This window comes from Microbacterium sp. TPU 3598 (assembly GCF_002356155.1).
GTDB lineage: Bacteria > Actinomycetota > Actinomycetes > Actinomycetales > Microbacteriaceae > Microbacterium > Microbacterium maritypicum_A.
Genome location: NZ_AP017975.1, coordinates 804,224 through 824,664 on the forward strand (window position 1 = coordinate 804,224; position 20,441 = coordinate 824,664).

A 20,441-nucleotide genomic window follows, 5' to 3' on the forward strand; every position below is an offset into this window, starting at 1 on the left:
AATGCAACGGTTCGATCACGGAAAGTTCTCGATCTCAGGCGACGGTCGGCGCCTTCACGCGGCTCCGGGTGAGGAATCGGAAGCTGACGTCCCAGACGTACTCGAGCGGTCCCTTGCGGAAGCGGCGCATCCAGAGGTTCGCGAACAGGATCACCAGAGCGGCGATCACGAAGAACATCGCCAGGGTTCCGACCAGAGGGTCGAGCGTCTCCGCAAGCGGCGAGTGACCGATGATCGACTGCGCCACCCGACCGAGGATGTTCTGGAGCACGTAGCAGCTCAGGGCCATCTGGCCGACAAGGGAGAGTCCGCGTCCGACGAATCCGATGCGGTGTCCTCGATAGAAGGAGGCCATGAGAGCGAGGATGCCGAATGCGACCAGCGGCGCGGAGAGGAACCTGTTGAGTCCGAACGTCTCTTGCATGAGGAAGAACACGACCTCCCCCGGAACGCCCGCACCGAGGCCGACGATCATGACCCATCTGCGCAGTCGCGCGCCGCGGGCCTCGAACAGTCCGTGGCGGTAGAGCATGGCGCCGAGGGTGAAGACGACGAGACCGAGGGTGAGGATCGAGCCGGTGTCGGTGCCGACCGTCAGGTCGGAGAACACGGTCAGGGTGTTCATCTGCACCTCTTCCCAGTATGTCGGCCTGCCGCCGACCGTCGGGGACTCCCCGGGGATCACGAGGCCCGGGAACATCATGACGCTACCGGTGAAGAGGGGGAGAAGGATGAGCGTGGTGTGCGTCACCAGCGCCACGCCGATGAACACCCACTGGCGTTTCTCGGGGAGCAGCAGGACGAATGCCACGACGAAGCCGAGGACGGCGTAGGCGCGGAGTACGTCGAACTGCACCACGAAGATGTAGTTGAGCATTCCGTCGATGAAGAGCAGACCGGCACGAACGAGATAGGTGCCGGGCCACCGGCTGCCGCGCCGGATCGCTGCCTGGCGCTGGATCTCGAGTCCGATGCCGAACATGATGGTCAACAGGCCCAGGAACTTCCCTTCCGAAAGTGCGGAGACGAGGTCCTGCCACCAGATGTCGACCACCCGTTCGCCGAAGAACGCCTGGAACAGCCAGACGTTGCTGGCGAGAGTGCCGATGATGGCGACGCCGCGGATCACGTCGAGCGAGGCTATGCGGCCAGGCGATGCCATCGCGGTCGTCTCGGGTGCCTCGTGCTCGGCCCTCCCGGCCCCTGCCTGCTCCGGGAGGAGGCCGTCGCCGTGGGGCGGCTTCGCCGTACGGCGATAGCGGGGAAGGGCAGCTCGGGCAGAAGTCTCTGTCATACCTCCAGTCCAGGGCGCGCGCCGTTGCGTGGCCGTATGCCGTTCTCGATATGAGGACGATATGCCGACCACAGGGGCGTCGCCATTCCGCATGGAAAGCGCCGGTCGCCGTATGGGTTCCGTCTGTCAGGCGCTCAGAGGCACGCGTCCGGAGCAACGTGGGAGGCATGTCCGTGTCCCGTCCTCCCCATCACGTCCCCGCGCAGACACTGCCGAGCGCTTCGTGCCCTCCATGCTGGGGCCATCTGTCGAGGACCGTGAGCCACTACGGCACCGTCGCGTGCGTGCTCGCGGTCTATCCGCCCGACTCCACGGACGTGGAGCGGCGCATTGCCGAGGCGCACCGCTGGTTCACTCCGCTGTCGCTCGGCGGTGGCGTCGTCGCGTGGGTGGTGCTGTGCGCCGCGGGTTTTTCTCCGTTGCTCGCTGCGATGCTGCTCGTCGCTGCTCTGCTTCCGATCGGCATCATCCTGTCGCGGCGCTCGCGCAGCATCCGTCGGCGCGTGGTCACGGTATCGGCATGTCGGTCCGGGCTCAGCGAAGACACCGCGGCCGAGCGCGCCCAGCAGCTCCGTCTGGAGACCCTGGCCCAAGCGCTCGGTGACGCCGCTCTCGCCTGCCGTCAGGGAGTGATCGGTCGTGATCGGTTCGACCGGGTGTGGACGGCTGCCTACGCGCAGGCCGCTGTCATCGCGACCGGTTCCGCCCGGTGAATCCCCGGCTTCTCGGCGACTGTCCGAGGCCCCTTCTACTGTGTGTCTCACTCCGCAGACCGGGAAGAGGGAAGAGCCATGACCGCAGCCACGAGCGCAGCCCCGAACGGCTACACGAGCGTCGCCCCCTGGGTCGTCACCGACGACACGGGCGCGCTGCTCGACTTCATCTCCCAGGTCTTCGACGGGGAGGAACTGGCGCGGGTCGCCACGGAAGACGGTCTGATCGGACACGGTGAGATACGCATCGGCGACACCGTCGTCCTCGCCTTCGATCGTCGGCCGGAGTGGCCCGTGATGCCGAGCCTGCTTCGGGTGTGGGTGCCCGACGCCGCAGAGGCCTTCACCAGAGCCGAGGCTGCAGGGGCGACCGTGGTGACCGCCCTCAGCGACAACGCCTTCGGCCAGCGCGGTGGGCGCATCAAGGATCCGTTCGGCAACATCTGGTGGGTCGTGAGCCACGTGGAAGACGTCGATGAAGAAGTGATGTGGCAGCGGCTGCAGCAGACCGAGTATGCCGACCAGATGCGCGTCGCGCAGGAGACGCTCGACGCCGAGCTGAGCGGTCGTGCGCACGGGCGCAGCAGCGCGCCGACGCGCTAGTCGGCGAACGGCTCCCCCCGATACTTGCGGCACACGCCTCCTGTCTCTTCGACATCTTCCGCGACGGCGTCGACGACCGCGACGGCGGCGGTGCGCGTGCGCGGTGCGACCTGGCTCAGTGCGAGGGCACCGGTGCACGCGAACACGATCAGGTCGCCGGGGGAGAGCGCCTTCGGCAGCCGGGCGTGCAGCCGTGTGTCGTCTTCGTCGGTGCGGAGGACGGTCTGCACCAGGTCTCGAGCCCGGGGCGTGCGCAGCCGCTCGACGTGGGTGACCAGCGGGACGATCGCGCGGAGATCGCAGTCGACGGTCGCCGACGCCTCGCGATGCCACCCCGGAGGCTCTTCGCGGGCGGTGATCCGTGCCACCACCAACGTCACGTGCGGGTCCGCTTCGGGGTGCGCCGCAGAGGGCGCGACGGGCGCGATCAGTATGCAGGGGGTGCGTCGTTCGCGCGCGAGATCGGACAGCGCTCGCCCGGCGACGACGATGTCGTGCACACCGATCACGGTGTCTTTCGGCCACAGCTGCCGTGCATCGCGTCGCGGGTCGTTCCATACGAATGCGGTCGAGTGCAGCACGGTGTGCAGGACGGTCATCGTGACGCCTCCACAGAGAGCGCGGCGGCGGCGCGTGGACGCACGTTTCGGAGCGTGACAGCACCGACGCAGGGGACGACGACGAGATCGCCTTCCCGGAGGTCGGCAGGAAGAGGCGCGATGGGGTGCGGCCAGGCCACGCCGCCCTCCTCGCCGGGGATCAGCTCGATCTTCGTCGTCCGCGCCGAAGAAGCCCGGCCGATGAGGCGGCACTCCTCCCACGCGGCATCCACACCGTCGAACGAGCAGTCCGTGAGCGCGATGCGCTTGTCCTCCTGGGTGTCGACGCGCAGCGTTATCCGGAACAGCAGCACGGTCACGTCGGTTCCCGCGGTCGGCAGCGGCAGGTCGCCGGTGAGGACCGCGGGTGATCCGCTGATCTCGAACAGCCGCAGGAGCGAGATGCCTCCCACCACGACATCGGTGGTCGTCGGGTGCGTGTGCACCGGCCACCTCCATCCGTCGAGGGGAGTGGGAATGCTCTGTCGAAGCGTGGGAAGGATGTCGGTGAGGGTCATGACTCCGTCCTACGCCTGGGTGATCCTGGCGATGAAGGAGTCTCACGGAACCCATGCGCGTCCATCCCGATCACTCACGACGTCCCGACCTCGTCGAAACGACGCCGACCCGGCGACGCCGGCGTGACAGGATCGGGACATGGGCACACAGGACATCCTCTTCATCGGCGGCAGCGGTGTGATCAGCGCGGCATCGGTGCGACGGGCGGTCGAGCTCGGACATCGAGTCACCGTTCTCAATCGCGGTCGCTCCGAGGAGAGGGCGCTGCCGGAAGAGTCCGAGCTCCTGCAGGGCGACATCCGCGACGCGGACGCGGTGCGGGCAGCGCTCGGGGACCGCGAGTTCGACGTCGTGGCCCAGTTCACCGCCTTCACCCCCGCCCACGTGCAGGCCGACATCGCGCGTTTCGCCGGCCGGACCGGGCAGTACGTGTTCGTCAGCTCCGCGTCGGCGTATCAGAAGCCACCGTTGCGCTTCCCGATCACGGAATCGACGCCGCTCCGCAATCCGTTCTCCGGATATGCGCGCGACAAGATCGCCTGCGAGGACGCCCTCACCGCCGCGTATCGCGACCAGGGCTTCCCCGTGACGATCGTCCGCCCGTCGCACACCTACGACCGCACCAGCATGCCCACGCTGGCCGGGTGGAACGACGTGGCGCGGATGCGCGAGGGTCGGCCGGTCGTCGTCCACGGCGACGGTACCTCACCGTGGACGATCACGCACACGAACGATTTCGCGGTGGGTTTCGTCGGCCTCTTCGGGCGCCGTGACGTGCTCGGCGACGTCTTCCACATCATGGGGGACCACGCGCCGACGTGGGATCAGATCTACACCTGGCTGGGCGAGGCGGCAGGGGTCCGTCCCGAGCTGGTGCACGTGTCCTCCGACACGATCGCCGCAATCCGGCCGTCGTTCGCCGCAGACCTGCACGGCGACAGGGCTCACCCGATGGTGTTCGACACCGCCAAGATCCGACGTATCGTCCCCGAGTTCTGCTCCCGTGTGCCGTTCTGGATCGGTGCGCAGGAGATCATCGAGTATCACGATGCCACGCCGGCCCGACAGGTCGTCGACGCCGATCTCGACGCCGATCTGGACCGGATGATCGCGACCGTCCGCGGCTAGAGGCGGCGGTTCACGACCGCAGCGGCACCCCGATCGCGAGCCGCTGATCCGCGAGGGGGCAACGGAACACGTCGCGCTCGCCGAGACCGACCCGGTTGATGTAGCGAACCACGATCGCGTATGAGGCGAACAGGCCGACCTGGGTATATTGCACGTCGTGCTCCCGGCAGTACGCGGCGATGATCGGGGCGGCGCGACGCAGATGCGGGCGGGGCATCGAGGGGAACAGATGATGCTCGACCTGGTAGTTCAGCCCACCCATGGCGACGTCGAGGAAGCGGCCGCCGCGCACGTTCCGACTCATCAGCACCTGCCGCCGCAGGAAGTCCAGGGTCATGTCCCGAGGTACGACCGGCATCCCCTTGTGGTTGGGGGCGAAGGCGATCCCCATGTAGAACCCGAACAGTCCCAGTTGCACCGTCAGGAAGACGAAGGCGATTCCGGGGGACAGCACGATGAACACCAGTACCAGGTATCCGATCATGCGGACGCTGAGGAACGTGATCTCGGCCCACCGGCGTTCGAGCCGGCCCCGCGCGAACATCCGCCGCACGCTCGAAGCGTGCAGCGAGAGTCCTTCGAGGAGCAGGATCGGGAAGAACAGCACGCCCTGATGTCCGCGCAGCCACGTGATGACCGGTCCCTGGTGCCTCGTCGCAGCCTCGGCGGAGACGGCGATGACGGGGAGCTCGATGTCGGGGTCGGAGCCCAGCTTGTTCGGGTTGGCGTGGTGGCGGGTGTGCTTGTGCTGCCACCATCCGTAGCTCATGCCGACGAGCAGGTCGCCGAGGATGATGCTGATCCAGTCGTTCCACCGGCCGGACACGAAGATCTGCCGGTGCGCCGCATCGTGCCCGAGGAACGCGATCTGGGTGAACACGATCGCCAGGACGGCGGCGGTGAACAGCTGCCACCAGGTGTCGCCGATCCAGAGGAACGCGAGCAGGCACACGCCCACAGCGATCGGGGCGGCGATGAGCTTCGTCCAGTAGTAGCCGTAGCGCCGGTGCAGGAGCCCGCGCTCGCGTACCTGCTGCGCCAACTCGGTGAAGGCGCTCGATCCTCGGGACGCGTTGTCGCGCGGACGGGTGTGGACGGTCGGACGGATGACGTCCATGATGACCTCGTCTCCGGCGTCGCCCAGAGCGGGCGGCGGAGGTGTTGTTCTTTCGCGAACGGCCCTTCAGAGCGTCGCGTTCGGATCTTCAGTTGTGCTCGCTGGTGCTGACGGTACGCGCCCAAGCTGGGTGCGCGTTCAGGGTCGGGACGGCGCCCGGCGACTCATGATCGGAAGCCCGATCAGCGTACGCAGCTGTTGGAGTACGTCCCGACAGTGCTCGACGGTCCGCCGGGGCGATGATCGTCGCGGCGCTCAACGCTGCCTGATCAGGCGTGGGATCACCGCGACCATCGCCACCATGACGATCAGCTCCACCATCGTCTGGGTGACGACGACGAGTGGCGTGAGCGTGAACGCGTCGGGCAGGGCCAGAGCGAGCGGGAGCACGACGAGAGAGTTGCGCGTGACACCGCTGAAGACGACCGCGCGGCGGCCCGGCGTGTCCACGCCGGCGACCCGCGCGAGGACTGCGCCGAGGGGCGCGGCGATCACGGCGAAGATCGCGAAGACCGGCACCGTGAGGAACAGACGCCCCCACGCGCCGCCAACGGCGAACACCTGCGAAGCGACGACGGCCGCGAGGGTGAGCATCATCAGCGGCACCATCGCCGTGGCGGAACCGCGTTCGATCACGCGGGCCGAGGCGAACCTCCTGGTCAGCACTTGGGTCAGTGCGGCGAGTGCGAGCGGCAGTGCGATCAGCAGCAGGAACGCGTCGATGAACGGGCGCGGGTCGACGACGCTCATCGCATCGGTGCCGAGGAAGAGGGAGAGGTAGACGGGGAGCAGCAGCATCTGCAGCAGCATGAGCAGCGGTGTCGCGGCCAGAAGCCGGGAGCGGTCGCCGCCCGCCAGGCCCGTGAACACGATCACGTAGTCGACGCACGGGGTGAGCAGCACGAGAAGCACCCCCAGCAGGATCGCCTCATCGGCCGCCACCACTCTGCTCACGCCGAAAGCCAGCGCCGGCACCACCACGAAGTTCAGGAGCAGAAGCGTGCCGAGGAAGCGCCCGTCGACGAATGCCCGTCCGATGTGCGCGAACGGCACGCCCAGGAACGTCGCGAACAGCAGAACGCCGAGGAGCGGGGTGACCGCCGACTCCCACACCGGTGCCGTCGAGGGGGAGAGGAGGCCGACGACGGCGCCGACCGCGATCGACGCCAGGTACAGCGCCGCCTGATGCCGTTCTCCCCATGCCGTGAACGCGCGCACGGTCACCTCCACGACCCGGTATTCTCTCGCCCGTTACGTCGGATGCGATACATTGCAGTGTAGGTAGAACTTCAGGCTCTACAGCGATTCCGTGCTCGAGTGGAGGACAAAAGCGGTGGCACTCTCAGGCGGACCCCTCGAGCGCAGGTCGATGAGCGACGAGGCGTACAACCGGTTGCAGGATGCGATCATCAGTGGCGAGCTGCGCCCGGGTGAACGTCTGCGAGACTATGAGCTCGCAGAGCGCCTCGGCACGTCGAAGACCCCGATCCGGCATGCCCTGGACCGCCTCGCCGACCATGGTCTCGTCGAGATGCAGCGCAACCGCTACACCCGCGTCGCCCCGATCGATCTCGATCAGGTCCGCAACGCCGTCGATCTCTTCGGAGACATCTGGATCGGCTCGGTGCGCCACGTGATGCCCCTGATCCAGGACGACGACATCGTCTATCTCACCGAGCTTGCCGACGAGATGTCCGCGGCGGTGAAGGCACGCGATGTGGCGGGGTTCGGTATCGCGCTCCGTGCGGTCGCCACCGGATTCGCGCGCATCGAGGGCAACGCGTCGCGAGCCGTGATCATCGAACGTCTCGGGCCGCAGATCCGGAGGTTCAGCCAGCACTCGCGGGATGCATTCGACTGGGAGGTCGTCGGTGCTTTCGTCGTCTCCCTTCGGGAGGCGATCCTCGAGCGTGATGCGGTGAAGACCCGCGCGGTCCTCGTCACCTTCTTCGACGAGGTGCTCCCCGCCATCATCGATCGCGCCCAGGAACAGGAGCTCGTCCGCTCCGATATCCAGGACTAGCGGGCTCATCCAGTTCTAACGGACTGCAGCTCGCTCAGGCCGAGTCGGACGTCTCCGTCGGTTCAGGCGTGAAGTTCGCACCCTGTCGCAGCGCCTGAACCTCGCTGATCCTTCGCCGGGCGAGGAACCAGCCGCCGATCAGTGCGGGGACGATGACGATCAGCGTGCCCACGGTCCAGGTTCCGGTGGGGTAGTCGAACGCCATGAGGACGATCACCGACGCCAGGAAGGCGAGGGTGAGGTAGGACGTGAACGGCGCCCCGAACAGTCGGAACGACGGCCGCACGATGCGTCCCTGCAACGCCCAGGAGCGGAGGCGCAGTTGGCACAGGATGATCGTCGCCCACGCGGCGATGATGCCCAGCGCCGACATGTTCAGCACGATCTCGAAGGCGTCGTCGGGAACCGCGAGATTGAGCAGGACCCCGATCAGGGCGAACCCTGCGGTGAAGAGGATTCCGGCGACCGGGACGCCACGCCTGCTCATCATTCCGGCGACCTTCGGGGCCGCACCGGAGGCGGCGAGGGAATGGAAGACGCGGCCGGTCGAGTACAGGCCTGCGTTGAGCCCGGAGATCGCGGCGGTGATCACGACGAAGTTCATGGCGCTCCCGGCGATCGCCCCGATCTCCGGGCCGCTGATGTGGGTGAAGAAGGTCACGAAAGGACTCTCCCCGGCTCGGTAGACCGTATACGGGAGCAGGAGTGCGAGCAGGAGCACCGACCCCACGTAGAAGACGCCGATCCGCAGGATCACGGAGTTGACGGCTCGAGGTACGAGCTTGGCCGGATTCTCGGTCTCGCCGGCAGCCGTACCGATCAGTTCGATCGAGGCGTAGGCGAACACGACGCCCTGCATGACGATGACCGCGGGAAGCACGCCTTCGGGACTGAAGCCTCCGTTCTCGCTGAGCATCTGCAATCCCGTCGGTCCCTGATCTGTCTCCCAGCCCGCGGCGAGGACCACGATGCCGATGAGGAGGAAGGCGACGAGAGCGGCGACCTTGATGATCGAGAACCAGAACTCCATCTCGCCGAACAGGCGGACCGAGACGAGGTTGAGTCCGACCACCACCACCAGCGCGACCAGGGCGAGCAGCCACTGGGGTACGACGTCGAACGCCGACCAGTAATGCACGTACAGTGCGACGGCCGTCGAGTCGACGATCGCGACCATGCCCCAATTCAGCAGGTAGAGCCACCCTGCGGCGAAGGCCAGCTTCTCGCCGTAGAACTCGCGAGCGTAGGAGATGAACGATCCGGATGACGGCCGGTGGAGCACCAGCTCGCCGAGCGCTCGGAGGATGAAGAACGCGAAGACACCGCAGATCAGGTAGGAGACAGCGAGCAGGGGGCCGGCCGTGTGCAGTCGTCCCCCCGCTCCCATGAAGAGGCCGGTGCCGATCGCTCCGCCGATGGCGATCATCTGCAGATGCCGCGCCTTGAGAGAGGTGTGATACCCGGTCTGCTCGTGTGCGAAGTCCTGGACCGACGTCGACACGTCGCCGAGCCTCTCGCGGTCGTTCTCGAGATCAGGGGCCCGGTCTCGGGCGCCCGGCTTCTCGGTGGCATCATCGCTGGCGTGCGGCATCGCGGCTCCTGTCTGGTCGGGTGACGCTCCGCAGCATCGGACGCGACCGAAAAGGGATAGACGGGTAATACGTGAAATGTTACTGATTCACGCGTCGAAACCCGATATGCCGTTCTCTCTCGTGGCGTGACGTTATCAGCAGATCCACAGGAAGAGCAAAGGGTCTTCTCCTAATCTGAAGACACCCAAGGGGAGTACTCCGACACGGTGGGGTCGTCATTACGGATGCACGTCGCATCCCGGGCCACCGGTTCCATGTTCCATGGAATGGAGAAGACTTTGGCGGTACTGTCGTACCCCGAGTCTGGAGTCCGCATTTGGATATCACCCCTCTGATCTGGATCATCACGATCGCGGTCACGATCGCCTTCTTCGTCTACGAGTTCTTCGCTCACGTGCGCACACCGCACGAGCCGACGATCGCGGAATCGGCGCGCTGGTCGATCTTCTACATCAGCCTCGCGCTGCTGTTCGGTGTGGGTATCGGCGTCTTCTCCGGGTGGACGTTCGGCGGCGAGTACTTCGCCGGATACCTCACCGAGAAGGCCCTGTCGATCGACAACCTGTTCGTCTTCCTCATCGTGATGACCGGTTTCGCCGTGCCGAAGAAGTACCAGCAGAAGGTGCTGATGATCGGCATCGTGATTGCGCTGATCCTGCGCGGCATCTTCATCGCCGTCGGCGCGACGCTCATCGAGAACTTCTCGTGGATCTTCTACCTGTTCGGCGCTCTGCTGCTGGTGCTCGCCTACCGTCAGGCGTTCAGCAACCACGAGAGCAACCCCGCCAACGGGCGCTTCATGACGTTCGTCCGTCGGCACCTGCCCGTCAGCGACGAGTACAACGGCGACCGGCTCACGGTCGTGAAGAACGGCAAGCGCTTCGTCACGCCGATGCTCCTCACCATCATCGCGATCGGCTTCATCGACCTGGTGTTCGCGGTCGACTCGATCCCCGCCATCTACGGTCTCACCGACCAGGCCTACATCGTCTTCACGGCGAACGCCTTCGCGCTCATGGGACTGCGACAGCTGTACTTCCTCATCGGCGGTCTGCTCGAGCGCCTCGTCTACCTGGCGCAGGGACTCGCCGTCATCCTCGGATTCATCGGCGTCAAGCTGGTCCTGCACGCTCTGCACGTCAACGAGCTGCCGTTCATCAACGGCGGCCAGGGCGTCGAGTGGGCGCCGGAGATCCCGATCTGGTTCTCGCTGCTGTTCATCGGCGCGACCATCGCGGTCGCCACGGTGGCGAGCCTCATCAAGACGCGCCGTGCACCGGGCGACACCTCCCACGACATCTCATCCGCCGACACCACCACCAAGAAGGAGCACTCTTGAGCGCGCAGCGCTGTTCTGACTCTTCGGATTCTGACAGTACGAGCGCCCGGTTCGTCCCGGGCGCTCACCCCACCACAGACGAGGCGGCCCGTTGATGGGCGACCTGCTCTGGAACATCGCCCTCGTCTTCGCGTTCGTGCTGATCGGCGGTGTCTTCGCTGCGACGGAGATGGCGCTGGTCACGCTGCGCGAAAGCCAGATCAATGCGATCGGCCAACGAGGGCGGCGCGGTGCGAAGGTCGCCGCCCTCGCCCGCAACCCCAACACGTTCCTCTCGGCGGTGCAGATCGGTGTGACCGTGGCCGGGTTCGCCTCGGCGGCGTACGGAGCGACATCGATCGCGCCGTCGCTGGCGCCGGTGCTCGAGTCATGGGGTCTCGCCCCCGCTCTCGCCCTCACCGTCGCGACCCTCGTGCTCACGCTGGTGATCGCCTACCTGTCGCTGGTGCTCGGCGAGCTCGTGCCCAAGCGTCTGGCGATCCAGAGAAACGCCCAGTTCGCCTACGCGGTCGCGCCTGCCCTCAACGGGTTCGCGACGGTCATGCGGCCGGTGATCTGGCTGCTCTCGGTCTCGACGAACGCCCTCGTCCGAGTGCTCGGGGGAGATCCGCACAAGACGAGCGACGAGATGACCGACGAGGAGGTGCGCGACATCGTGGCGAGCCATCAGGGGCTGCCCGATGACGAACGGCGCATCCTCGATGATGTGCTCTCCCTCCGTGGGCGCCAGGTCAGCGAGGTCATGCGACCGCGCCCCGAGGTCGTCGCCCTCGATGAGGCCGCGAGCGTCGGCGAGGTGATGGCGCAGGTGCGCGACCTTCCCTTCTCGCGTTACCCGGTCTCGGAGACCTCGATCGACGACATCACCGGATTCGTGCACGTGCGTGATCTGTTCGAGGCCGCATCCGACGACCCGGAGCGTCCGCTGAGCGCGCTGATGCGCGACATTCCCTACATCCCCTCGACTGCGCGCGTGCTGCCGACTCTGACCCGCATGCGGGCGGAGGGCCACCACATCGCGGTGGTCGTCGACGAGTACGGCGGCACGGACGGTCTGGTCACCCTGGAAGACCTCGTGGAGGAAGTCGTCGGCGAGATCTTCGATGAGTACGACGCCGAGGTGTTCATCTCTGCGGATGACGGCATCGACGGACGCCTCAACCTGCAGGACTTCGAGGAGGCGACGGGGCTGGCGATGCCGCGCGGTTCATCCGACACCATCGCGGGTTTCGTGACCGAGCAGCTCGGGCGTCTCGCGGTCGTCGGTGACGTCGTGGAGGTGCCCGGAGCCACGATCCAGGTCGCAGAGGTGGACCGCCGACGCATCGCCCGCGTGCGGGTCATGACCGAACCCGTCGTCGAGCCGGAGGCGTGAGTCCAGGCGGTGGCTCTGACGAGTCCGGGTGTCACGAGCCCGGCCGTCGGGAGCCCGGCCGTCAGGAGCCCGGCCGTCAGGGGCGCCGATGTCAGAGGCGCCGATGTCAGAGGCGCCGACGTCAGGGGCGCCGCACCCGGGTGCCCAGTTCGCCGAGGCCCGCTGTGAGCACCTCGACGAGCAGGCGGGCGTAGCGCCCATCCGGGTCGAGGTCGGGATCGAACACCGTGATGGAGGCGCCGATCGCGCGCGGCGCGAGTTCCCGCAGCAGTGCGGTGAGTTCCGCCGCGCTGATCCCGCCGGCATCGGGGCTGTCGACCGCGGGCATGATGGTCGGGTCGAGCACGTCGACGTCGAGTTGGAGCCAGTACGCGGGACCGGCGACGGCGGCGCTCTCTGCACCCACGCGAGCGGCTCCGAGAGAGGTGACATCGGCGGCGGGGGTGACGCTGCCGAGGATGCCACGTACCTCGTCCTGATCCTCATCGTCGGCGCGGTGACCGATGTGCGCGGTGTGCTCGGACCGGAAGTAGGGCGCGAGCCCGTCGATGTCGGCGATCGACGGCCAGTGTGCGCCGACCGCGGCGGCGAGGGCCTCCCCGGCCACGCTCGCGCATTCGTCGCTGTTGCCCGGGTGACGGAAGTCGGTATGGCCGTCGATGTGCACGAGGCCGACACCGCCGCGGCGTGCGGTCGCGAGACCCGCTCCGAGGAGGATCGCGCAGTCGCCGCCGATCACAAGGGGAGCCTCGCCGCGGTCGATGGCCGCGCCGATGCGCGTGGCGAGGCGCTGGGAGTGGTCGATCATCGCGCTCTCGTTGCGCACGCGGCCGGCCGGCCGGGTGTCGTCGTCATCGACGTAGCGGCCGGCGAGGACGACGCCGGAGTCGGAGGCACCGCGTTCGACGAAGCGCGCGAAGAGGCCGGCATCGCGTAGCGCTTCCGGCGCCTTCGCCGCGCCCGGCACGCTCCCGCGCTCCGGCGGGCGCAGGCCGAGGTTCGACGGGGCAGAGAGCAGTGTGATCATGGGCTCATCCTGCCGCGGGGGTCGGACATAGCGGCCCGGATCATGTCGGGAAACGCACCCCGGTGAGGCGCTCTGCCGCGGTCCACAGCTGCGCCCCGATCGCGGCGGAGCGCACGTCGTCCGATGCGGTCACCCGTGTCGGCGTTCCGCGGAACTCGAGCAGTCCGCCCGGACCCCAGTAGTCGCCGTCGACGACCTCCGACCCGGTCGCGGCATGCACGATCGGGAGGGCCCCGCCGTCCTTGCCCTGCACGAGTGCTCGGGTCGGGGAGGCCACGGCACGGACGAAGCCGGAGACCTCGGCGAGGCCCGGTCGTGGGGGAGTGAGGGGATCGACCGCATAGCCCGGGTGTGCGCAGACCGCCGCGCGAGAGGAACCCGACCAGCGTCGCGCGAGCTCGAAGGTGAAGGCCATCAACGATGCCTTCGACCTTCCGTACTGTCGGAGCGAGGAGCCGCTCCACGGTGCGTCGAGGCTGGCGGCATCGAGGGCGGCGGCGTCGAGATGTGCGAAGCGGTGCGCGATCGATCCGACGGCGACCACGCGGGCATCCGGGGCGAGGAAAGGCTCGAGCTGGGCCACGAGTGCGAAATGACCGAGGAAGTTCGTGCCCACCATGAGGTCGTGGTCGTCGCTCGTGCGCGCCGAGCGGTCGGCCGCCTTCACCCCCGCGTTGCAGATGACCGCATCGAGTCGCTCGCCCACCCCCGTTGCCGCCAGGGCGATGCTGTCGAGGGAGCCGAGGTCGAGCACCCGCACGCGCAGGTCGGCAGCCGGAACCCGGCTTCGGATCGCGGCGACCGCGATCTGCGCACGTTCGGGGGAGCGGCAGCCCAACAGCACGCGTGCGCCCCGGGCGGCGAGCTGTTCGGCGCACCAGTATCCGATGCCGGCGTTCGCGCCGGTGACCAGCACTGTGCGTCCGCGCAGGTCTGCGGGCGGGAGGGGAGCGGCATCCATCTCCCCAACCTAGGCGTTGTGCGCGTCAGTGGTCAGTCGTCGTGGTGGTGGTGGTGGTGGTGGTGGTCGTGGTCGTGCGCGTCCTCGTCGTCGAGGAGCATCCCCACCGAGGTCGCGCAGGCATCGCCCTTCCACGCCTCGATGCCCTCGCGCACCGCGAAGGCGGCGATCACGAGACCGGCGACGGCATCCGCCCACCACCATCCGAGCAGCGAGTTGGCGATCAGCCCGATCAGCACGGCGGCGGAGAGATAGGTGCAGATGAGCGTCTGCTTCGAGTCCGCGACGGCGGTGGCCGATCCGAGTTCCTTGCCCGCACGTCGTTCCGCGAGGGACAGGAAGGGCATGACGGCGACGCTGACCGCGGTCAGGACGATACCGATCGTGCTGTGCTCGGGCCGCTCGGTCGTGACGAGCGCGGCCACGGAGGTGGCTGTCACGTAGAGCGCGAGCGCGAAGAAGGCGACGGCGATCACCCGCAGGGTCGGCTTCTCCCAGCGCTCCGGATCGCGGCGGGTGAACTGCCAGGCCACGGCGGCCGCGGACAGCACCTCGATCGTGGAGTCCAGCCCGAACCCGATGAGCGCGGCGGATGAGGCGACGGAGCCGGCGGCGATCGCGATGACCGCCTCGATCAGGTTGTAGCCGATCGTGATGCCGACGATCAGGCGGATGCGGCGGTGGAGGGTGTCGCGGCGCGCCGCGGTTGCCGTGGCGGTCATCAGCAGGTGCAGCCTTCGCCCGAGCAGCAGTCCGGCTCCACGATGAGGGTGACCCGCATGAGCATGTCGAGGGCTGGAGCGAGGTGGCGATCCGCGAGTCGGTAGCTGCTGCGGCGTCCCTCCGGAACGCTCTCGACGAGCCCGCATCCGCGGAGACAGGCGAGGTGGTTCGACATCGCCTGCCGCGAGACGCCGAGGGCGTCCGCGAGGTCGGCGGGGTAGCGCGGTGCTTCGCGCAGCGCGAGCAGGACGCCGGCGCGGGTGGGGTCCGACAGCGCATGCCCGAGGCGGGCGACGGCGGCCGTGTGGGTGAGGGAGGCCAGAGCAGTGGTCACGCCACTACTGTACAGAAAAGGCTGAATTCAAGAAAACTTGAATTCAGCCTTCTCTGTGAGGGTCTCAGCGGATCGCGTACACCGCGCTTCCGACGATGACGGCCACGACGGTGGTCCAGCCGATGATGGCCAGAGCCTGCCAGAAGAGGATGCGCGCCCTACCGATGCCGGAAGCCGCGAGCATGGTCGCGGTGAACTGCGTCGGCAGCAGGAGCGGTCCGAGCAGGCTGACCCCGGGAACGCCGTAGCGCTCGAACGCACGCTGGAACTTCTCGCGACGCGCGGTGCCGCGGCCCGTCTCGGCCGCATCCGCAGCCGGCTCGTCGATCGTGCCGCCGCCGGCACCGGCGAGCGCCGCGGTCTTGGCGCGCGAACGGTTCACGACGGCCTGTCGGGCTCCGGAGCTGACGAGCACCACCACCAGGACGCAGAGGAAGTTGCCCACGATCGCGGCGATCGCTGCGATCACCGGAGAGATGCCGCCGATGATGCCGATGCTCACCGCCCCTTCGCCCTCGATGAAGGGGATCGCGCCGGCGAGGGCGACGATGAGCGGCTGCACGAGCTCGGGGACCTGGGCGACCAGGTTCTGGAAGGTCTCGATGAGGTTCATGGGATGCCCCCGGTTGTCGGTGCGAACGGAGTCTCCGCCGCGATGACTCCAGTCCAGCCGAGTGCTCCGTTCGGCGGCAGTGTCGGCCCGTCATCGCTTCCCGGGCGGATCGCACGACGCATCCGTGACAACTGTCACGGCCCTATCGTGGGAGCGTGAGCAGCCGCGTCGAGCCCCTCGCCCCCGTCGAACCGAGTCCGGGGGCGAGACAACTGTCTCGCGGTATCACGGCGACGTGGTGGTACACCGTGACCGCCGTGATGTTCCTCCAGGTGATGCTGGTCTTCGCGTGGACGGGCATCCTCGCCGCGCAGGGTCAGAACGGTCCGCTGATCCTCGTGGTCGCCGTCGGCGGCCTGGTGTGGTGCGCATCGACGGCGTTGCTCCTGTTCGACTACCGCCACCGTGTCGACGCGGTGCCGGGATTCCGCTGGAGGCGCATCGCCGTCCCCCTGCTCATCGCCGTCGCGTACGGCACCGTCGCCGGGACGCTTGCCGGGAGCTGGCAGCTCGCGGCGATGCCGATCGTCCAGTCGGTGGTGCTCCTGAACTGGCCGCGAGGCATCCGCATCCGCGTCGTCGTGGCGGGAACGCTGCTCCTGCTGGTGCTGGCCGCCGTCGACTCCTCCGCTCACGCCTTCGGTGCGGTGCTCGCGTGGTGGGTGGCCGTGATCTACACCGCACTCTTCCCCGTGATGACCGTGAGCTCGTTGTGGTGGTGGGATGTGCTCGTCACCCTCGACCGCGCCCGCACCTCGGAGGCGAAGCTCGCCGCGACCCAGGAGCGGCTGCGGGTCGCGACCGACGTGCACGACCTGCAGGGTCACCATCTCCAGGTCATCGCGCTGCAGCTCGAACTCGCCGAGCGTCTCCTGCCGAGCGATCCGGATGCCGGCATGGAGCAGCTGCGCGCCGCGCGGGTCAGCGTCGACGAGGCGCGTCAGGGGACCAGGGATCTCGCGACGCGCTTCCGCTCGGTGCCTCTCGGCGATGAACTCGCCAACGCCCGCGACCTGCTGACCGCGGCCGGGCTCGAGGTGGACGCCGCCATCGGTGCGGATGCCGACTCCGCACCGGCATCGACCCTCGGCCCGGTCATCCGTGAGACGACGACCAACGTGCTGCGCCATGGCGGCGGGGAACGCGCACGCCTCGTGCTCACGCGCGTCGCGGGCACGTGGCGATACGAGATCGCCAACGACGTCGTGCCCGGCGCGGTCGACGAGGGTGACGGATCCGGATTGGACGGCGTCCGTCGGCGCGTCGAAGAGGTCGACGGCACGCTCGACGTGCGTCGGGACGGGGACGAGTTCGTGGTGGTCGTGACGGTCCCGGCGCGGTCGGAGGAGACACGATGATCCGTGTGCTGATCGCCGACGATGAGGCGATGATCCGCTCCGCGCTCGCCGCCCTCCTCCGGCTGGAAGACGATATCGAGGTCATCGCCGAGTGCGAGGACGGCGAGCAGGCGGTCGTCGAGGCTCTGCGACTTCAGCCCGATGTGTGCCTGCTGGACCTCGAGATGCCCGGGCTCGACGGCGTGCAGGTGGCCGAGAAGCTGCACAGGGCGATCGCGACGCGGTGCGTGGTCGTCACCCGTCACGCGCGTCCAGGCGTGCTGCGCCGTGCCCTGGCCTCCGGTGTCTCCGGCTTCCTGCCGAAGTCCCGTGGGGCCGACGAGGTCGCCGCCGTCATCCGCCGGGTCGCGGCGGGGGCTCGCTACCTCGATCCGGAGATCGCCGCCGATGCCCTGAGCGACGAGCGCTCACCGCTCACGGACCGTGAACTCGACGTGCTGCGTGCCGGTCGGCGTGGGGAGACGACGGGGCAAATCGCACGAGCGCTCGCTCTCGCCCCGGGGACGGTGCGCAACCACATCTCCGTCATCCTCGGAAAGCTCGCGGTCGGCACCCGTCAGCAGGCTGTTCTCATCGCCGAGGAGCGCGGCTGGATCTGACGGCCGATATGCTGATGCGCATGGGAACGATATGCGCAGCGCCCGTGATGGGGCGCAACCTCGTGTTCCGCGACCGCCGCGCCTGACGGCGCGCTCGCTCATCGCACGCATCTGCGCGCCGTCCACCGAGATGTCATCGCACCTCGGGACGGGCAGTCCTCAGCGACGCCTCTTCGCGTCCTCCCTCCTCCGAGGTGCTCCGATTCTTCTTCTGGAGCGCACTCATGCCTCGTTCGATCCATGGTGGCCGTCACGAACTCGGCCAGAACTTCCTCACCCATCGTCCGACCCTCACCCGCATCTCCGGCCTCGTCCGCCAGACGTCCGGTTCGATCCTGGAGCTCGGCTGCGGTGACGGCGCCCTGACCCGCGCTCTCGCACAGCTGGGCAGGCCGCTCACCGCGATCGACATCGACGAGCACCGCGTGCACCGACTGCGCGCGACGCTGCCCGGCATCCGTATCGAGATCGCCGACGCCACACGTCATCCGCTCGATGCCGAGGTGGTCGTCGGCAACATCCCCTTCCACGTGACGACGCCGATCCTGCGACGGCTGCTCTCCCGAGGCCGCTGGAACGAGGCGGTGCTGCTCACGCAGTGGGAGGTGGCGCGCAAGCGGGCAGGCGTCGGCGGTGGCACCATGATGACCGCGCAATCGGCGCCGTGGTTCGAATTCTCCCTCGAGGGGCGGGTGCCGGCGTGGGGCTTCTCGCCGCAGCCGAGTGTGGACGGTGGCCTGCTCGCGATCACCCGACGTGGTTCTCCGCTCGTCCCTGTCTCCGATCGGCGAGCGTACGAGGAGTTCGTTCGGGTGATGTTCACGGGGCGGGGAGGCAGTCTGCCCGCCGTCGTCGCGGGTGCGGCGCGGATCCCGATGTCTCGAGCACGACGCGTGGTGGCGGCTGCGGGGGTGACCGGCCGGAGTCTTCCTCGTGATCTGCATCCGGAGCACTGGGCCGCGCTCTGGCGCCAGGTCTCGCGGGAATGACGCGCTGAGGCCGTCGAGCGCTGAAGGGGCTCGACGGCCGCGTCCGTCACGTCGTCCTCAGTGCGCGAGGACCTCGCGCAGGCGGGCCGCGAATTCCGCAGGATGATCGACGAATCCCGTGTGGTCGCCGGGGAAACGGGTCGGCTCGATGCCGAGCTGTGCACCGAGTGCCGTCGTCGTGCGCTCGCAGAGCTGGTCGACCGACTCCTCGCCGATACCCAGGACGAGGTCGTCCGCCCGTGCCCGCAGAGTCTCGACGTCGGGCTCCCAGCGCACGCTGGCCGGCAGCTCGTGCTGGAACCAGAACTGCTCGTCCTCCTGATGCTGCGGATCGACCTCGCCGCCGAACCACTGGACGAGCATCTCCTCCGGCATCGGGATGTTCGCCTGCGCGAAGAACAGCCGCCAGGCGCCGACGCGGTCGCCCGAGAGGGCTGCCGCGGTGAGCTCGTCGGTGAGACGACGCTGCTCGACGCGGTCGGGGAGCAGCTCGAGCAGCGGGGGTTCGTGGGCGATGACCGTGGACGCGAGGTCTCCATGCGATTGCACGAGCGCCAGGCTGGTCACCGCGCCGCCGCTCGATCCGAAGACGACCGCCGGCCCGCGATCGACGTGGGCGATGAGTGCCGCGAGATCGTCGGCGCGCTGCTGGGGGCTCGAACCCCGGGAACGGTCGTGGAGGATGCTCCGCTTGGCGCCGCGCGGGTCGGATGTGAGCACCGTGTGATCGGTCGCGAGTTCGACGGCGAACGGGGCGAAGGCATCGGCGTCCATGGGGGCGCCGATCAGGACGAGGAGCGGTCCTTCACCGCGGAGTTCGTAGTGGAGACGGACGTCGGGCAGGTCGAGCGCAGCCGTGGTGGTGCTCATGTGGTGCTCCTTGTCATCGAGGTGGCGTTCCCGTGTTCTGCGGTTTCGGTAGGTCCAGGTTCGCCCCCCGATGCGTCCTGGCGCCATACCCGTCCGCAGAGTGCCGCGGACGATCGCTGTCGCTGTCGCTGTCGAGAGGTACCCTCGACGCATGCCCGCCTTCGCAACGCTCGCGACCCCGGTCGGCGTCATCGGCGTCGTCAGCGACGGTGCGGCGATCACCCGCGTCGCGTGGCGATCGACTCCGCCCGAAGGGAGCCTGGCGCCGTCAGACCCCACCTCCGATCCGCTGCTCGCCGAGGCGCTCGCCCAGCTCGCCGCGTACTTCGCGGGCACCCTGCATCGCTTCGACGTCCCCGTCGATCTCGGGGATCAGACGGTCGCGACGCGGGCGGTCCTCACGGTGCTGCACGAGACGGTCGGCCACGGTGAGACGATCACCTACGGTGGACTCGCCGCGCGCAGCGGCACAGATGTGCCGGCCCGGGGGATCGGGTCGATCATGGGGGCGAACCCCGTCCCGCTGATCGTGCCCTGCCACCGGGTCGTTGCGGGCGATGGGCTCGGCGGGTACTCGGGCGGCGATGAGGGACACGGGCTCGAGACCAAGCGCTGGCTGCTGGAACACGAGGGTGCGTTGCCGACCTCTCTGTTCTGAGCGGCTC

At 68.2% G+C, this 20,441-nt stretch carries 22 protein-coding genes; 10 read left to right on the forward strand and 12 right to left on the reverse strand.

What is annotated here, in order from left to right:
- Window positions 1-34 precede the first annotated feature (34 nt).
- Complete coding sequence (locus MST3598_RS03690; protein ID WP_157749854.1) at window positions 35-1,294, reverse strand: DUF418 domain-containing protein; 1,260 nt, start codon at window positions 1,292-1,294, stop codon at window positions 35-37.
- A 167-nt stretch (window positions 1,295-1,461) separates the two neighbouring features.
- On the opposite strand from MST3598_RS03690, the gene MST3598_RS03695 reads away from it, so the two are divergent.
- Window positions 1,462-2,007, forward strand: a complete 546-nt coding sequence (locus MST3598_RS03695; protein ID WP_315070093.1) for a DUF6611 family protein — start codon at window positions 1,462-1,464, stop codon at window positions 2,005-2,007.
- A 78-nt stretch (window positions 2,008-2,085) separates the two neighbouring features.
- Window positions 2,086-2,610 carry a VOC family protein gene (locus MST3598_RS03700; protein WP_029259708.1) on the forward strand — a complete coding sequence of 175 codons (525 nt, stop codon included), beginning with the start codon at window positions 2,086-2,088 and terminating at the stop codon, window positions 2,608-2,610.
- Here the strand turns inward: MST3598_RS03700 and MST3598_RS03705 are convergent.
- Entirely contained in the window at window positions 2,607-3,209 is a 603-nt protein-coding gene (locus tag MST3598_RS03705; protein WP_029259709.1) for a hypothetical protein, read from the reverse strand. The two genes, MST3598_RS03700 and MST3598_RS03705, sit on opposite strands and share 4 nt — an antisense overlap.
- On the reverse strand, window positions 3,206-3,727 hold the full coding sequence (locus MST3598_RS03710; protein WP_029259710.1) for a hypothetical protein: 522 nt from the start codon (window positions 3,725-3,727) through the stop codon (window positions 3,206-3,208). The genes MST3598_RS03705 and MST3598_RS03710 overlap by 4 nt, the downstream gene beginning before the upstream one ends.
- A 139-nt stretch (window positions 3,728-3,866) precedes the next feature.
- On the opposite strand from MST3598_RS03710, the gene MST3598_RS03715 reads away from it, so the two are divergent.
- The gene (locus MST3598_RS03715) at window positions 3,867-4,856 is read left to right on the forward strand and encodes an NAD-dependent epimerase/dehydratase family protein (protein ID WP_029259711.1); all 990 of its coding nucleotides are present in this window, start codon (window positions 3,867-3,869) and stop codon (window positions 4,854-4,856) included.
- A gap of 10 nt (window positions 4,857-4,866) precedes the next feature.
- Here the strand turns inward: MST3598_RS03715 and MST3598_RS03720 are convergent, their stop codons facing one another.
- Together MST3598_RS03720 and MST3598_RS03725 are read right to left on the reverse strand one after the other, a co-directional pair.
- Complete coding sequence (locus tag MST3598_RS03720; RefSeq protein WP_029259712.1) at window positions 4,867-5,973, reverse strand: fatty acid desaturase family protein; 1,107 nt, start codon at window positions 5,971-5,973, stop codon at window positions 4,867-4,869.
- 255 nt (window positions 5,974-6,228) lie between these two features.
- Window positions 6,229-7,203 (reverse strand): arsenic resistance protein, encoded by a 975-nt coding sequence (locus MST3598_RS03725; RefSeq protein WP_231494465.1) that lies wholly within the window; start codon window positions 7,201-7,203, stop codon window positions 6,229-6,231.
- Window positions 7,204-7,306: 103 nt separating this feature from the next.
- On the opposite strand from MST3598_RS03725, the gene MST3598_RS03730 reads away from it, so the two are divergent.
- Window positions 7,307-7,996 (forward strand): GntR family transcriptional regulator, encoded by a 690-nt coding sequence (locus MST3598_RS03730; RefSeq protein ID WP_029259714.1) that lies wholly within the window; start codon window positions 7,307-7,309, stop codon window positions 7,994-7,996.
- 34 nt (window positions 7,997-8,030) lie between these two features.
- Here the strand turns inward: MST3598_RS03730 and MST3598_RS03735 are convergent, their stop codons facing one another.
- Window positions 8,031-9,587 carry an amino acid permease gene (locus MST3598_RS03735; protein WP_081859709.1) on the reverse strand — a complete coding sequence of 519 codons (1,557 nt, stop codon included), beginning with the start codon at window positions 9,585-9,587 and terminating at the stop codon, window positions 8,031-8,033.
- A 317-nt stretch (window positions 9,588-9,904) separates the two neighbouring features.
- Between MST3598_RS03735 and MST3598_RS03740 the strand changes: the two genes are divergently transcribed.
- Both MST3598_RS03740 and MST3598_RS03745 read left to right on the forward strand, forming a co-directional pair.
- Window positions 9,905-10,927, forward strand: coding sequence for a TerC family protein (locus tag MST3598_RS03740; RefSeq protein WP_021198117.1), 1,023 nt, complete (start codon window positions 9,905-9,907; stop codon window positions 10,925-10,927).
- 94 nt (window positions 10,928-11,021) lie between these two features.
- Entirely contained in the window at window positions 11,022-12,302 is a 1,281-nt protein-coding gene (locus MST3598_RS03745) for a hemolysin family protein (RefSeq protein ID WP_021198116.1), read from the forward strand.
- A gap of 121 nt (window positions 12,303-12,423) precedes the next feature.
- Here MST3598_RS03745 and MST3598_RS03750 read toward each other — a convergent pair whose 3' ends face one another.
- The 5 genes from MST3598_RS03750 to MST3598_RS03770 all read right to left on the reverse strand — a co-directional run bounded on the left by MST3598_RS03750 (window position 12,424) and on the right by MST3598_RS03770 (window position 15,960).
- The gene (locus MST3598_RS03750; RefSeq protein WP_029259717.1) at window positions 12,424-13,329 is read right to left on the reverse strand and encodes an arginase family protein; all 906 of its coding nucleotides are present in this window, start codon (window positions 13,327-13,329) and stop codon (window positions 12,424-12,426) included.
- A gap of 40 nt (window positions 13,330-13,369) precedes the next feature.
- Window positions 13,370-14,290, reverse strand: a complete 921-nt coding sequence (locus tag MST3598_RS03755) for an SDR family NAD(P)-dependent oxidoreductase (RefSeq protein ID WP_029259718.1) — start codon at window positions 14,288-14,290, stop codon at window positions 13,370-13,372.
- Window positions 14,291-14,322: 32 nt separating this feature from the next.
- Window positions 14,323-15,012: a cation transporter gene (locus MST3598_RS03760; RefSeq protein WP_029259719.1), complete on the reverse strand. Its 690-nt coding sequence runs from the start codon at window positions 15,010-15,012 to the stop codon at window positions 14,323-14,325.
- Window positions 15,012-15,347: an ArsR/SmtB family transcription factor gene (locus MST3598_RS03765; protein WP_029259720.1), complete on the reverse strand. Its 336-nt coding sequence runs from the start codon at window positions 15,345-15,347 to the stop codon at window positions 15,012-15,014. Before MST3598_RS03765 ends, MST3598_RS03760 begins: the two co-directional genes overlap by 1 nt.
- A 64-nt stretch (window positions 15,348-15,411) precedes the next feature.
- Window positions 15,412-15,960 carry a hypothetical protein gene (locus MST3598_RS03770; RefSeq protein WP_021198111.1) on the reverse strand — a complete coding sequence of 183 codons (549 nt, stop codon included), beginning with the start codon at window positions 15,958-15,960 and terminating at the stop codon, window positions 15,412-15,414.
- 155 nt (window positions 15,961-16,115) lie between these two features.
- On the opposite strand from MST3598_RS03770, the gene MST3598_RS03775 reads away from it, so the two are divergent.
- The 3 genes from MST3598_RS03775 to erm all read left to right on the forward strand — a co-directional run bounded on the left by MST3598_RS03775 (window position 16,116) and on the right by erm (window position 18,906).
- The gene (locus MST3598_RS03775; RefSeq protein WP_029259721.1) at window positions 16,116-17,318 is read left to right on the forward strand and encodes a sensor histidine kinase; all 1,203 of its coding nucleotides are present in this window, start codon (window positions 16,116-16,118) and stop codon (window positions 17,316-17,318) included.
- Window positions 17,315-17,917 carry a response regulator transcription factor gene (locus MST3598_RS03780; RefSeq protein WP_029259722.1) on the forward strand — a complete coding sequence of 201 codons (603 nt, stop codon included), beginning with the start codon at window positions 17,315-17,317 and terminating at the stop codon, window positions 17,915-17,917. Before MST3598_RS03775 ends, MST3598_RS03780 begins: the two co-directional genes overlap by 4 nt.
- A gap of 224 nt (window positions 17,918-18,141) precedes the next feature.
- Window positions 18,142-18,906 (forward strand): 23S ribosomal RNA methyltransferase Erm, encoded by a 765-nt coding sequence (erm, locus tag MST3598_RS03785; protein WP_029259723.1) that lies wholly within the window; start codon window positions 18,142-18,144, stop codon window positions 18,904-18,906.
- 57 nt (window positions 18,907-18,963) lie between these two features.
- On the opposite strand, the gene MST3598_RS03790 is transcribed toward erm, so the two are convergent.
- Entirely contained in the window at window positions 18,964-19,776 is an 813-nt protein-coding gene (locus MST3598_RS03790; RefSeq protein ID WP_021198107.1) for an alpha/beta fold hydrolase, read from the reverse strand.
- Between the two features lie 151 nt (window positions 19,777-19,927).
- On the opposite strand from MST3598_RS03790, the gene MST3598_RS03795 reads away from it, so the two are divergent.
- Complete coding sequence (locus MST3598_RS03795) at window positions 19,928-20,434, forward strand: methylated-DNA--[protein]-cysteine S-methyltransferase (protein ID WP_029259724.1); 507 nt, start codon at window positions 19,928-19,930, stop codon at window positions 20,432-20,434.
- Window positions 20,435-20,441 lie beyond the last annotated feature (7 nt).

Excerpts from the sequence above, each read along its gene's own strand:
- MST3598_RS03690 (WP_157749854.1), bottom strand. The coding sequence starts at position 1,294 with ATGACAGAGACTTCTGCCCGAGCTGCCCTTCCCCGCTATCGCCGTACG.
- MST3598_RS03695 (WP_315070093.1), top strand. The coding sequence starts at position 1,462 with ATGTCCGTGTCCCGTCCTCCCCATCACGTCCCCGCGCAGACACTGCCG.
- MST3598_RS03700 (WP_029259708.1), top strand. The coding sequence starts at position 2,086 with ATGACCGCAGCCACGAGCGCAGCCCCGAACGGCTACACGAGCGTCGCC.
- MST3598_RS03705 (WP_029259709.1), bottom strand. The coding sequence starts at position 3,209 with ATGACCGTCCTGCACACCGTGCTGCACTCGACCGCATTCGTATGGAAC.
- MST3598_RS03710 (WP_029259710.1), bottom strand. The coding sequence starts at position 3,727 with ATGACCCTCACCGACATCCTTCCCACGCTTCGACAGAGCATTCCCACT.
- MST3598_RS03715 (WP_029259711.1), top strand. The coding sequence starts at position 3,867 with ATGGGCACACAGGACATCCTCTTCATCGGCGGCAGCGGTGTGATCAGC.
- MST3598_RS03720 (WP_029259712.1), bottom strand. The coding sequence starts at position 5,973 with ATGGACGTCATCCGTCCGACCGTCCACACCCGTCCGCGCGACAACGCG.
- MST3598_RS03735 (WP_081859709.1), bottom strand. The coding sequence starts at position 9,587 with ATGCCGCACGCCAGCGATGATGCCACCGAGAAGCCGGGCGCCCGAGAC.
- MST3598_RS03745 (WP_021198116.1), top strand. The coding sequence starts at position 11,022 with ATGGGCGACCTGCTCTGGAACATCGCCCTCGTCTTCGCGTTCGTGCTG.
- MST3598_RS03750 (WP_029259717.1), bottom strand. The coding sequence starts at position 13,329 with ATGATCACACTGCTCTCTGCCCCGTCGAACCTCGGCCTGCGCCCGCCG.
- MST3598_RS03755 (WP_029259718.1), bottom strand. The coding sequence starts at position 14,290 with ATGGATGCCGCTCCCCTCCCGCCCGCAGACCTGCGCGGACGCACAGTG.
- MST3598_RS03760 (WP_029259719.1), bottom strand. The coding sequence starts at position 15,012 with ATGACCGCCACGGCAACCGCGGCGCGCCGCGACACCCTCCACCGCCGC.
- MST3598_RS03770 (WP_021198111.1), bottom strand. The coding sequence starts at position 15,960 with ATGAACCTCATCGAGACCTTCCAGAACCTGGTCGCCCAGGTCCCCGAG.
- MST3598_RS03780 (WP_029259722.1), top strand. The coding sequence starts at position 17,315 with ATGATCCGTGTGCTGATCGCCGACGATGAGGCGATGATCCGCTCCGCG.
- erm (WP_029259723.1), top strand. The coding sequence starts at position 18,142 with ATGCCTCGTTCGATCCATGGTGGCCGTCACGAACTCGGCCAGAACTTC.
- MST3598_RS03790 (WP_021198107.1), bottom strand. The coding sequence starts at position 19,776 with ATGAGCACCACCACGGCTGCGCTCGACCTGCCCGACGTCCGTCTCCAC.
- MST3598_RS03795 (WP_029259724.1), top strand. The coding sequence starts at position 19,928 with ATGCCCGCCTTCGCAACGCTCGCGACCCCGGTCGGCGTCATCGGCGTC.